The sequence below is a fragment of the Paenibacillus sp. 19GGS1-52 genome, assembly GCF_022369515.1.
Taxonomy (GTDB): Bacteria; Bacillota; Bacilli; order Paenibacillales; family Paenibacillaceae; genus Paenibacillus_AQ.
This window is the reverse complement of record NZ_CP059724.1, coordinates 154,849-166,925: the sequence shown is the minus strand read 5'-3', so window position 1 is coordinate 166,925 and position 12,077 is coordinate 154,849. Positions and strand designations below refer to the sequence as shown.

7 protein-coding genes, 10 tRNA genes, 3 rRNA genes and 1 other RNA gene are annotated in these 12,077 nt (G+C 49.7%); all 21 read left to right on the top strand.

Annotated features, from left to right (window positions below; translation table 11 throughout):
- Positions 1-5: 5 nt before the first annotated feature.
- The 21 genes from H1230_RS00785 to H1230_RS00685 all read left to right on the top strand — a co-directional run bounded on the left by H1230_RS00785 (position 6) and on the right by H1230_RS00685 (position 11,952).
- Entirely contained in the window at positions 6-1,283 is a 1,278-nt protein-coding gene (locus H1230_RS00785; protein ID WP_239713801.1) for a radical SAM family protein, read from the top strand.
- 121 nt (positions 1,284-1,404) lie between these two features.
- Positions 1,405-1,602, top strand: coding sequence for a 50S ribosomal protein L31 (gene rpmE / locus H1230_RS00780; protein ID WP_239713800.1), 198 nt, complete (start codon positions 1,405-1,407; stop codon positions 1,600-1,602).
- 83 nt (positions 1,603-1,685) lie between these two features.
- Positions 1,686-1,953: signal recognition particle sRNA large type (gene ffs, locus H1230_RS00775), an RNA gene on the top strand.
- 137 nt (positions 1,954-2,090) lie between these two features.
- A complete protein-coding gene (dnaX, locus tag H1230_RS00770) occupies positions 2,091-3,863 on the top strand; it encodes a DNA polymerase III subunit gamma/tau (RefSeq protein WP_239713799.1) in 1,773 nt (590 codons plus the stop codon).
- Between the two features lie 49 nt (positions 3,864-3,912).
- The gene (locus H1230_RS00765) at positions 3,913-4,227 is read left to right on the top strand and encodes a YbaB/EbfC family nucleoid-associated protein (protein WP_239713798.1); all 315 of its coding nucleotides are present in this window, start codon (positions 3,913-3,915) and stop codon (positions 4,225-4,227) included.
- A 37-nt stretch (positions 4,228-4,264) separates the two neighbouring features.
- Positions 4,265-4,864, top strand: a complete 600-nt coding sequence (gene recR, locus H1230_RS00760) for a recombination mediator RecR (protein WP_239713797.1) — start codon at positions 4,265-4,267, stop codon at positions 4,862-4,864.
- Positions 4,865-5,007: 143 nt separating this feature from the next.
- The gene (locus tag H1230_RS00755) at positions 5,008-5,259 is read left to right on the top strand and encodes a hypothetical protein (RefSeq protein WP_239713796.1); all 252 of its coding nucleotides are present in this window, start codon (positions 5,008-5,010) and stop codon (positions 5,257-5,259) included.
- 28 nt (positions 5,260-5,287) lie between these two features.
- Entirely contained in the window at positions 5,288-5,554 is a 267-nt protein-coding gene (locus H1230_RS00750) for a pro-sigmaK processing inhibitor BofA family protein (RefSeq protein WP_239713795.1), read from the top strand.
- Positions 5,555-5,895: 341 nt separating this feature from the next.
- Positions 5,896-7,453, top strand: a 16S ribosomal RNA gene (locus tag H1230_RS00745).
- A 127-nt stretch (positions 7,454-7,580) separates the two neighbouring features.
- Positions 7,581-7,697 (top strand): 5S ribosomal RNA (gene rrf / locus H1230_RS00740).
- 42 nt (positions 7,698-7,739) lie between these two features.
- Positions 7,740-7,816, top strand: a tRNA-Ile gene (locus H1230_RS00735).
- A 23-nt stretch (positions 7,817-7,839) separates the two neighbouring features.
- Positions 7,840-7,915, top strand: a tRNA-Ala gene (locus H1230_RS00730).
- Positions 7,916-8,150: 235 nt separating this feature from the next.
- A 23S ribosomal RNA gene (locus H1230_RS00725) occupies positions 8,151-11,080 on the top strand.
- Together the 16S, 23S and 5S rRNA genes with 10 tRNA genes alongside form the textbook arrangement of a ribosomal RNA operon.
- Before the next feature lie 82 nt (positions 11,081-11,162).
- Positions 11,163-11,254, top strand: a tRNA-Ser gene (locus H1230_RS00720).
- 27 nt (positions 11,255-11,281) lie between these two features.
- A tRNA-Met gene (locus H1230_RS00715) sits at positions 11,282-11,358 on the top strand.
- 9 nt (positions 11,359-11,367) lie between these two features.
- A tRNA-Val gene (locus H1230_RS00710) sits at positions 11,368-11,443 on the top strand.
- A 31-nt stretch (positions 11,444-11,474) separates the two neighbouring features.
- Positions 11,475-11,550: transfer RNA gene (locus H1230_RS00705), tRNA-Thr, on the top strand.
- Between the two features lie 14 nt (positions 11,551-11,564).
- Positions 11,565-11,642 (top strand) — tRNA-Asp (locus tag H1230_RS00700).
- Positions 11,643-11,704: 62 nt separating this feature from the next.
- Positions 11,705-11,777: transfer RNA gene (locus H1230_RS00695), tRNA-Phe, on the top strand.
- A 9-nt stretch (positions 11,778-11,786) separates the two neighbouring features.
- A tRNA-Tyr gene (locus H1230_RS00690) sits at positions 11,787-11,872 on the top strand.
- A gap of 7 nt (positions 11,873-11,879) precedes the next feature.
- Positions 11,880-11,952, top strand: a tRNA-Lys gene (locus H1230_RS00685).
- Positions 11,953-12,077: the final 125 nt, after the last annotated feature.

Sequence of the window (12,077 nt, the reverse complement as noted above, 5' to 3'; positions counted from 1 at the left end):
CTAACATGTATTTGGTATATGCTGACGAGCAAGGAAACGTATATGATCATCCCGAACTGTACGGCTTAGCCCGCAGCGGAGACATGATTGTTGAAATTCTGGAAGAAGAATTAATACCGTTGCCCGATGGTGCCACTTTAGTGGGATTGCCTAGTACGCGGGCAGTGGGCATGAATCCGGAAACGGGTGAGATGATGCCACTGCCAGTAGGCTCGCAGGCCGTGGGGGCACTGTTACCGCAGGGCTTTACCCGCCTGTGCCTTCCTGGTTATGTCAAGACAGATAAATCGTATAAACTGCCCTTGTTTGGGTACTCTGCTGTAGTGTGGAAGGATGGCGGCTTCTATGTGGCGGCTGATCTGACCGATAATCCAGATAAATGGAATCCTCTGAACTGTGCACGGGAGGATGTTGAGGCTGGAGTCAGTGAGTTGACTGCCAAGTACCCTGAGAATCGCCTAATCGAGCATCTCTCTAACTGTGCGTTAGGTTATGAATGTCTGACGTCCTCCAATACATTTTTGGGCCGCTGGGAAGGTGCAGTACCTGTATCCTCTTCGTGTAATGCGGGCTGCTTCGGTTGTATTTCGGAACAACCTGACGATAGTGGATTCGTATCTCCGCAGACGCGCATGGATTTCCGTCCTACCGTCAATGAGCTTTCACAAATTATGCTGGAGCATTTGAAGACACCTGAATCCATAGTCAGCTTTGGACAAGGCTGTGAGGGTGAACCCTCTACGCAAGCCAAGATTATTATTGAAGCCATGCGTGAAGTGCGCTCCAAGACAGATATGGGCTATATCAATATCAATACGAACGCGGGTCTGAACGATCATATTCGCGGAATTGTGGATGCTGGACTTGATTTGATGCGCGTCAGCACAATTAGCGCTCTTGATGAACACTATAATGCGTACTACAAGCCCCGTGGATATACGCTTGCTAATGTAGAGAAATCTCTTATCTATGCTGCCTCACAGGGTGTGTACACTTCGATTAACTATCTCATATTCCCGGGAGTTACAGATCGCGAAGAAGAGATTGAAGCAATGGTTGAATTCGTCAGGCGTACCGATTTGAAGCTGATTCAGATGCGTAACTTGAACATTGACCCTGAGAGTTATCTGGGATTAATTCCACCAGCACAAGGCGATATTCTTGGAATGAAGACCATGCTTGATATTTTTCGTGAGGAACTGCCGGAAGTAGTAATCGGCTCTTATACTCATGTTCCGCCTGTTGGTTTAGCCCGCGTTAAACAGGGGCAGGTTCATAGCTAAAATAGAGTGAACATTTAAATGCAACATATTGTCCACTTCATTATTTCGTGCTAGAATATATCGAAATATTTATTAACTCTGAGTCCGCATGAGGCTCAGGGCAAACGAGGGGATATTCAATATGCAAACAATAATTCAACCTATGTACACACTAACCATGGTGACCTGCGCTTGTGGCAACACCTTCGAATCAGGCTCTGTCAAACAGGATCTTCGTGTGGAGATCTGCTCGAACTGTCATCCATTCTTCACAGGTAGACATAAATTTCTGGATGCCGGTGGCCGTGTCGATAAATTCAAGAGGAAATATGGCATCTAATCAGAATGCATAAACCGCTTAGGATCTATGAGATTATGACCTGCGGTTGATTTTTATCCGGCCGTAGGCTATACTTATCTTCGCCGTGCTAGACGGGGAGGTAGCGGTGCCCTGTAACTCGCAATCCGCTGTAGCGAGGTTGAATTCCTGTTAGCGGTGCTGTCGATGTAAGGTCTTGGTCCCTACGGGCTGTGTTGACGGTTGGGTCCTCCGCAATGAGTGCTTGTGAACCTGGTCAGGTCCGGAAGGAAGCAGCCATAAGCAAGTTACTCTTGTGCCGGAGGGTGGCCTAGCCCGAGCAGTCATGTAGGGTTGCCGCTTGGATCGCAGTCATCAATAACAGGTGCACGGTTTATAAGTTTGCCTATAATAGCATCTTTGCCACAAGCGAAGATGCTTTTTGTTTTTGGTCAAAGTCTGGGGAATATAGTATAATGAGTTAGCGACAAACGCCGGGAAAGCGGCAACCTAAGAGAGGGTAATGCATAGTGGAACATATCGCGCTGTACCGTGCCTGGCGGCCGCAGTCGTTTCAAGACATGGTAGGACAACAGCACATTATCCAAACGCTGCAGAACGCAATTCGTGAACAGCGGGTTTCGCATGCCTACCTGTTTAGTGGTCCGCGTGGGACTGGTAAGACGAGTGCCGCCAAAGTACTGGCCAAAGCGGTCAATTGTGAACGCGGCCCGGGTCCGGAGCCTTGCAACGAGTGCCCTTCCTGTCTGCGGATCACTGCGGGTAACGTAATGGATGTACAGGAGATTGATGCTGCGTCGAACCGGGGTGTTGAGGAAATTCGCGACCTGCGGGATAAGGTGAAATATGCTCCTACCGAGGTACGCCGTAAAGTGTACATTATTGATGAAGTGCATATGCTGACAACAGAGGCTTTTAATGCCCTGCTGAAGACGCTTGAGGAACCGCCGCCACATGTAATGTTTATCCTGGCAACTACAGAACCTCATAGATTGCCGGCAACGATTATTTCCCGCTGTCAGCGGTTTGATTTTCGCAGAGTATCGTTGGAGGAGCAGGTTGGTCGTTTACGCTTAATCTGCGAGAAGGAAGGCATAGCAGCAGATGCTGATGCATTACAATACATTGCTCGTCTCTCCGATGGCGGTATGCGTGATGCTGTAAGTATATTGGACCAGATATCATCATTTACTGACGGAAATGTTACCTATCAGCAGGTGCTTGGCATGACAGGGGGGATCCCCTCGGAGCAGTTTGCCCGTCTAGCCACCGCGATCCTTGAAGGCGACATGGGACTTCTTCTTGATCTCGTTGAGCAGCTTATGCAGGAAGGTAAGAGTGCCGATAAGTGTCTTGAGAATCTTTTGTATTATTTCCGCGATTTGCTAATGATCAAAATGGTGCCGAAAGCGGATCAATTAACAGAGCGAGTGCTGAATCCTGCCGAATTTCGTGATATGGCCTCCTCTTTTCCCCGTGAACGGCTGTTTGAGATTGTGGATACACTCAATCGTTATCTGGGCGAGATGAAATATGCTACTCACCCGCAAACGCTGTTTGAAGTGGCTTTAATGAAGCTCTGCAGCTTACAACAGGAGGTCACTCCTGCGCTGACTGCTGCTCCAACGGGTTTATTGCTAGATGTTGGGGGAGCCAACGTTTCCACCGTAGATCTGGGAGAACTGGACGTGCTAAAGAGGCAGATTGCCGCACTGGAGAAGAAGCTGGAGCAGGCGCTGCAGTCCGGTGGGATTTCTGGAGGAGTGCGTGAGAGCGCTGTCGTCCAGAAATCATCTGTGGCTCAGAGTTCTGCTCCACGGATGCCCTCCTCCAAGATGCCACCCCATCTGGATAAATTCATCGCAGGCAAAGATAATAGTGATTTTGCGAATATTTATAAACAGTGGAGCCTTGTTCTGCAAGGAGTGAAAGAGGAGAAGGTAACGGTCCATGCTTGGTTTGTGGACGGTGAGCCTGTTTCGGTTATGGAGGATGCAGTGCTGGTTGCGTTTAAGAATACCATCCATCGGGATACTACCGAGAAGCCGGCCAATAGACAAGTGATTGAGCACGTGCTAGCAGCCCGTCTTGGTAAGCCCTACAGGCTGGTGACTATGTTGCTTCGCGATTGGAATGAGGCTACTCTGAAGTCGGCAGAACGGCAAGGTACAGAAGAACTGCGGCTGGAGCATGAGCATGAAACCCCAGAAGCGAAGACGGAACCTTGGATTGACGAGGCAATCCAGTTATTTGGAGAAGACCTTGTGATCATAAAAGACTAATATTGCAGTATAATAGCGCTAAACGCGCATTCTAAAGGAGAGATCAAATATGAGTAACAATATGAATCAAATGATGAAACAGGTAAAAAAAATGCAAGAGCAAATGCTTAAAGCCCAAGAGGAACTAGGAAGCAAAACTATTGAAGGTTCTTCCGGTGGAGGCGTAGTTACTGTACAAGTAAACGGCCACAAGAAACTGCTGTCCATTCAGATCAAACCGGAGGCTGTTGACCCGGAGGATGTGGAAATGCTGCAGGATCTCGTGATTACAGCTGTAAATGATGCGCTGGGCCAAGTTGAAGAACTGGCGAATAATGATATGGGTAAATTCACTGGCGGAATGAAGATTCCAGGCTTGTTCTAACCCACACTTCACTCAAGTCCAAAGGAGAAACATCACTTTGTATTATCCCGAACCGTTAGCTAAGCTGATTGATGCTTTTACACGTTTGCCAGGGATTGGGCCGAAGACAGCCGCCCGGCTAGCCTTTCATGTGCTTAACATGAAAGAGGATGAAGTCATTGATTTTGCTAAAGCGTTAGTAAGCGTCAAGCGCAATCTCCATTACTGCTCAGTCTGCTGTAACATTACCGATACCGATCCCTGTCGAATTTGCCAGGACAAAACCCGCGACCCTTCCATGATTTGTGTGGTTCAGGACTCCAAGGATTTGGTAGCTATAGAGCGGACCAAGGAGTTTCACGGGTATTATCATGTTCTCCAAGGTGCAATTTCACCTATGGAGGGGATTGGGCCGGATGATATTCGCCTGAAGGAATTGTTGACCCGTCTAAGTGATGATAGGGTACAGGAGTTGATCATGGCGACTAACCCTAATATTGAAGGTGAAGCAACGGCTATGTATATATCACGTCTTATTCGTCCATTCGAAATCAAGATCACCAGGATAGCCCATGGCTTGCCTGTGGGTGGCGATCTTGAGTATGCGGATGAAGTCACCTTGTCCAAGGCGCTAGAAGGCCGTCGAGAGCTATTCTAGCAGCTCACATAAGTAGGTAATAGAAGGGAAGCCCTTAGCGGGCTTCTTTTTTTTGGTTCTAAGTTTGTCCCCAATTTGATATGAATGAGAATAACGAGATGAGTTGGACGTGCTTTTCATTTAATATTGAGGGGGAATTACAAATGGGTTGGTGGGATCTGTGGAGAAAAGGCATAGGCGAAGAGCAGGTGAGGGGTGAGGATGTAAGTTGGACAACATTCTTGGAGGTGCGCAAGGCACACTCGGAGTGGGAGAGGGCTTATCTAATGTTTGATGAAGCTCTAGGTCAGGATCAGATCGACTATGCTATATATATATTGGAAGCGGCGGAACGAAAATATCAGATTCATCTTAAGCATGCAAAAAGTTTAGGGTTAGATCGTAGTCAAATGTAAAGAAATATTAAGTAAAGGAGAAATGATCATGCTCAGAACGATTGCAATTGGGGTGCTGTTTTTATCGGTAGTAATTCTAATGTTAATTGTATTCAGAAAAAAATTAGGCTGGGGCTGGTTGAGCTTGTTTGGTACGCATCTGATCCTCGCTGCTCTTGGGATATACTTGGTGAACTTCTCAGGCTTGATTACAAAGATATACCTTCCTTTGAATCCGGCGACTATAGGCGCAGTAACGATTCTTGGGCTTCCGGGCGTGATAATGCTGCTGGGATTAAAAATAACATTATATTAAAGGTTGACGCAGCTTTGCAATATATGATACATTAAGTCTCGGCCCTTTGGACAAGATGTTCTCGAATAACTTTCCAAGACGGCAAGCGAAATGTTAAATTAAAAAAACGCTTGACTAAAGCAAGGGTGCTGTGATATATTATAAAGGTCGCTGCTGAGATGCACGGCGAGCTAATATGAGAATTTGATCTTTGAAAACTGAACAACGAGTGAGTGGGATTTTACGAAAGTAAAATCCAAAAGAAGATGAGTTTCACGGCATTTATGCTGGAGTAAACTTGTCGGTTGAGAATGTAAATTCTCGTCAGAGGTTTCAAAATGAGCAATCGCTCTTTTCAATACAAATTGGAGAGTTTGATCCTGGCTCAGGACGAACGCTGGCGGCATGCCTAATACATGCAAGTCGAGCGGAGTTTTGTTGAAAGCTTGCTTTCAACAGGATTTAGCGGCGGACGGGTGAGTAACACGTAGGCAACCTGCCCCATAGTCTGGGATAACTACCGGAAACGGTAGCTAATACCGGATAATTCCTTTTCCCACCTGGGAAGAGGATGAAAGACGGAGTAATCTGTCGCTGAGGGATGGGCCTGCGGCGCATTAGCTAGTTGGTGGGGTAACGGCTCACCAAGGCGACGATGCGTAGCCGACCTGAGAGGGTGAACGGCCACACTGGGACTGAGACACGGCCCAGACTCCTACGGGAGGCAGCAGTAGGGAATCTTCCGCAATGGGCGCAAGCCTGACGGAGCAATGCCGCGTGAGTGATGAAGGTTTTCGGATCGTAAAGCTCTGTTGCCAGGGAAGAACGTCTTATAGAGTAACTGCTATAAGAGTGACGGTACCTGAGAAGAAAGCCCCGGCTAACTACGTGCCAGCAGCCGCGGTAATACGTAGGGGGCAAGCGTTGTCCGGAATTATTGGGCGTAAAGCGCGCGCAGGCGGCTATTTAAGTCTGGTGTTTAAACCTTGGGCTCAACCTGAGGTCGCACTGGAAACTGGGTGGCTTGAGTACAGAAGAGGAAAGTGGAATTCCACGTGTAGCGGTGAAATGCGTAGATATGTGGAGGAACACCAGTGGCGAAGGCGACTTTCTGGGCTGTAACTGACGCTGAGGCGCGAAAGCGTGGGGAGCAAACAGGATTAGATACCCTGGTAGTCCACGCCGTAAACGATGAGTGCTAGGTGTTAGGGGTTTCGATACCCTTGGTGCCGAAGTTAACACAGTAAGCACTCCGCCTGGGGAGTACGGTCGCAAGACTGAAACTCAAAGGAATTGACGGGGACCCGCACAAGCAGTGGAGTATGTGGTTTAATTCGAAGCAACGCGAAGAACCTTACCAGGTCTTGACATCCCTCTGAATCCGCTAGAGATAGCGGCGGCCTTCGGGACAGAGGAGACAGGTGGTGCATGGTTGTCGTCAGCTCGTGTCGTGAGATGTTGGGTTAAGTCCCGCAACGAGCGCAACCCTTATGTTTAGTTGCCAGCACATTATGGTGGGCACTCTAGACAGACTGCCGGTGACAAACCGGAGGAAGGTGGGGATGACGTCAAATCATCATGCCCCTTATGACCTGGGCTACACACGTACTACAATGGCCGGTACAAAGGGCTGCGAAACCGCGAGGTGGAGCGAATCCCAACAAAGCCGGTCTCAGTTCGGATTGCAGGCTGCAACTCGCCTGCATGAAGTCGGAATTGCTAGTAATCGCGGATCAGCATGCCGCGGTGAATACGTTCCCGGGTCTTGTACACACCGCCCGTCACACCACGAGAGTTTACAACACCCGAAGTCGGTGGGGTAACCCGCAAGGGAGCCAGCCGCCGAAGGTGGGGTAGATAATTGGGGTGAAGTCGTAACAAGGTAGCCGTATCGGAAGGTGCGGCTGGATCACCTCCTTTCTATGGAGAATCGTTTCCTGTAACGGAAACATTCGAACAGAAGCCGCAAGGCTTCTAGTGAACCCTTAGGGTTTGCACACACTCACTCGTTGCTCAGTTTTGAGAGAGCAAGTCTCTTTCGTATGCGTTTGGTGGCGATAGCGGAGGGGTTCCACACGTACCCATCCCGAACACGACCGTTAAGCCCTCCAGCGCCGATGGTACTTGGACCGAAGGGTCCTGGGAGAGTAGGACGTTGCCAAGCGCACCCTTATGATTAACTTCATGAGATGCATTGATTGAATAAGGGCCTTTAGCTCAGCTGGTTAGAGCGCACCCCTGATAAGGGTGAGGTCGGTGGTTCGAGTCCACTAAGGCCCACCATTCAAATTTCATAAACCTCTTATGGGGCCATAGCTCAGCTGGGAGAGCGCCTGCCTTGCAAGCAGGAGGTCAGCGGTTCGATCCCGCTTGGCTCCACCAAAACTTTTTAAAATGAATATGGTTTTAAACTTGATCCTTGAAAACTGGATACCGAAACGAATTTGCGTTTTAGAACATTTTATCTGTCGCTTGTGTAAACGAGCGAAAGTGTATTATGGCTTAGCGAAGGTTTTCGATGGTGAAACGACTTTTGGCTTTGAATGACCTGCGAACGGAGTGATCCGGTAGCAACATTCAAAACAAGATGAGTGAACAAGCGAAACACCGGAGCATTGGTTAAGCTAATAAGAGCACACGGAGGATGCCTAGGCGCCAGGAGCCGACGAAGGACGTGGCGAACAACGAAACTGCCTCGGGGAGCTGTAAGCAAGCTTTGATCCGGGGGTGTCCGAATGGGGAAACCCAGCTGTGGTAATGCACAGTTACTCATACCTGAATACATAGGGTATGTAGAGGCAGACCAGGGGAACTGAAACATCTAAGTACCCTGAGGAAGAGAAAACAATAGTGATTCCGTCAGTAGCGGCGAGCGAACGCGGAACAGCCTAAACCTAAGAGCTTGCTCTTAGGGGTTGTGGGACGTCTCACATGGAGTTACAAAGGAATATGGTAGGCGAAGAGGTCTGGAAAGGCCCGCGATAGAGGTAAAAGCCCTGTAGCCTAAACTGTGTTCTCTCCGAGACGGATCCCGAGTAGTGCGGGGCACGTGAAACCCCGTATGAATCCAGCAGGACCATCTGCTAAGGCTAAATACTACCTGGCGACCGATAGTGAAACAGTACCGTGAGGGAAAGGTGAAAAGCACCCCGGAAGGGGAGTGAAATAGAACCTGAAACCGTGTGCTTACAAAAAGTCAGAGCCCGATCTATGGGTGATGGCGTGCCTTTTGTAGAATGAACCGGCGAGTTACGTTTACCATGCAAGGTTAAGGTGAGAAGCCGGAGCCGCAGCGAAAGCGAGTCTGAATAGGGCGACATAGTATGGGGGCGTAGACCCGAAACCGTGTGATCTACCCCTGTCCAGGGTGAAGGTGCGGTAACACGCACTGGAGGCCCGAACCCACGCATGTTGAAAAATGCGGGGATGAGGTGGGGGTAGCGGAGAAATTCCAATCGAACTCGGAGATAGCTGGTTCTCCCCGAAATAGCTTTAGGGCTAGCCTCGGTATGAGAGTAGTGGAGGTAGAGCACTGATTGGGTGCGGGGCCCGCAAGGGTTACCAAGCTCAGTCAAACTCCGAATGCCATATACTTATTACCGGGAGTCAGACAGTGAGTGCTAAGATCCATTGTCGAAAGGGAAACAGCCCAGACCATCAGCTAAGGTCCCCAAGTGTGTGTTAAGTGGGAAAGGATGTGGAGTTGCACAGACAACCAGGATGTTGGCTTAGAAGCAGCCACCATTGAAAGAGTGCGTAATAGCTCACTGGTCGAGTGACTCTGCGCCGAAAATGTAACGGGGCTAAACACACCACCGAAGCTATGGCTAGATACATTGTATCTGGGGTAGGGGAGCGTTGTATATACGTTGAAGGTATACCGTGAGGAGTGCTGGAGCGTATACAAGTGAGAATGCCGGTATGAGTAACGAAAAGATCAGTGAGAATCTGATCCGCCGAAAGCCCAAGGTTTCCTGAGGAAGGCTCGTCCGCTCAGGGTAAGTCGGGACCTAAGGCGAGGCCGAAAGGCGTAGTCGAAGGACAACAGTTTGAAATTACTGTACCACCGTAATCCGCTATGAGCGATGGGGTGACGCAGGAGGGTAGTGACGCGGACTGATGGAAGTGTCCGTCTAAGCAGTGAGGCTGATGTGTAGGCAAATCCGCACATCGTTAAGGCTGGGCTGTGATGGGGAGCGAAAATTGTAGTAGCGAACGTCATGATCTCACACTGCCAAGAAAAGCCTCTAGCCAGGAGAAGGTGCCCGTACCGCAAACCGACACAGGTAGGCGAGAAGAGAATTCTAAGGCGCGCGGAAGAACTCTCGTTAAGGAACTCGGCAAAATGACCTCGTAACTTCGGGAGAAGAGGTGCCTCGGTAGGGTGAATAGCCCGAGGGGGCCGCAGTGAAAAGGCCCAAGCGACTGTTTAGCAAAAACACAGGTCTGTGCGAAGCCGTAAGGCGAAGTATACGGGCTGACGCCTGCCCGGTGCTGGAAGGTTAAGGGGAGCGGTTAGGGGTTAAACCCGAAGCTGTGAACCGAAGCCCCAGTAAACGGCGGCCGTAACTATAACGGTCCTAAGGTAGCGAAATTCCTTGTCAGGTAAATTCTGACCCGCACGAATGGCGTAACGACTTGGGCGCTGTCTCAACGAGAGATCCGGTGAAATTTTAATACCTGTGAAGATGCAGGTTACCCGCGACAAGACGGAAAGACCCCATGGAGCTTTACTGCAGCTTGATATTGAATTTGGGTACGATCTGTACAGGATAGGTGGGAGCCTAAGAAGCAGGAGCGCAAGCTTCTGCAGAGGCGACGTTGGGATACCACCCTGATCGTATCTAGGTTCTAACCTAGTGCCCTTATCGGGTACGGGGACCGTGTCAGGCGGGCAGTTTGACTGGGGCGGTCGCCTCCTAAAGAGTAACGGAGGCGTTCCAAGGTTCCCTCAGAATGGTTGGAAATCATTCGCAGAGTGCAAAGGCATAAGGGAGCTTGACTGCGAGACCTACAAGTCGAGCAGGGACGAAAGTCGGACTTAGTGATCCGGTGGTACCGCATGGAAGGGCCATCGCTCAACGGATAAAAGCTACCCTGGGGATAACAGGCTTATCTCCCCCAAGAGTCCACATCGACGGGGAGGTTTGGCACCTCGATGTCGGCTCATCGCATCCTGGGGCTGAAGTAGGTCCCAAGGGTTGGGCTGTTCGCCCATTAAAGCGGTACGCGAGCTGGGTTCAGAACGTCGTGAGACAGTTCGGTCCCTATCTGTCGTGGGCGCAGGAAATTTGAGAGGAGCTGTCCTTAGTACGAGAGGACCGGGATGGACGTACCGCTGGTGCATCAGTTGTTCCGCCAGGAGCATGGCTGAGTAGCTACGTACGGACGGGATAAGCGCTGAAAGCATCTAAGCGTGAAGCCCCCCTCGAGATGAGATTTCCCAATTAGTAAGACCCCTTGAAGACGACGAGGTAGATAGGTTGGAGGTGGAAGTGCAGCAATGCATGGAGCTGACCAATACTAATCGGTCGAGGGCTTATCCACAAACAAGCAAGAAACGCAGATTCGATTCGGATTCAGTTTTCAGGGAGTCAAATTCCTGTATGTTTATTTATGGAACTTGTTTGGAGAGATACCCAAGTGGCTATAAGGGGACCCTCTGCTAAGGGGTTAGATTGCGAAAGCGGTGCGAGGGTTCGAATCCCTCTCTCTCCGCCATTTCAATTCCATAAATATATAAAGTGTGGCGGTGTAGCTCAGCTGGCTAGAGCGTACGGTTCATACCCGTGAGGTCGGGGGTTCGATCCCCTTCGCCGCTACCATACATACCCGGAGGCTTAGCTCAGCTGGGAGAGCATCTGCCTTACAAGCAGAGGGTCGGGGGTTCGAACCCCTCAGCCTCCACCATCTTTATTATTTAGAACACTTTTGACACCGTGCCGGTGTAGCTCAACTGGTAGAGCAACTGACTTGTAATCAGTAGGTTGGGGGTTCAAGTCCTCTCGCCGGCACCATTTATTACCAATGCGGAACCGTGGTGTAGTTGGCCTAACATGCCTGCCTGTCACGCAGGAGATCGCGGGTTCGAATCCCGTCGGTTCCGCCATTTTTTCCACAAATGGAGTGGGAACAGTATGAAATTTCCGCTTTATTTTCATGTAATTTTATGGCTCGGTAGCTCAGTCGGTAGAGCAGAGGACTGAAAATCCTCGTGTCAGCGGTTCGATTCCGTTCCGAGCCACCTTTTCTTGGAGGATTAGCGAAGCGGCCAAACGCATCAGACTGTAAATCTGCTCACGTAAGTGTTCGGTGGTTCGAATCCATCATCCTCCACCAGTTTTATGAGCCATTAGCTCAGTTGGTAGAGCACCTGACTTTTAATCAGGGTGTCGAAGGTTCGAATCCTTCATGGCTCATCACTAACGCAAAAAGTCATCACCTCAGGGTGATGGCTTTTTTGTGCTTTGCAAAGGTAACCTTTGGAATATTATATGATGAGCAAAGCGTAAGAGTATAGGAGAATCATTCGCGGTTTTACGGC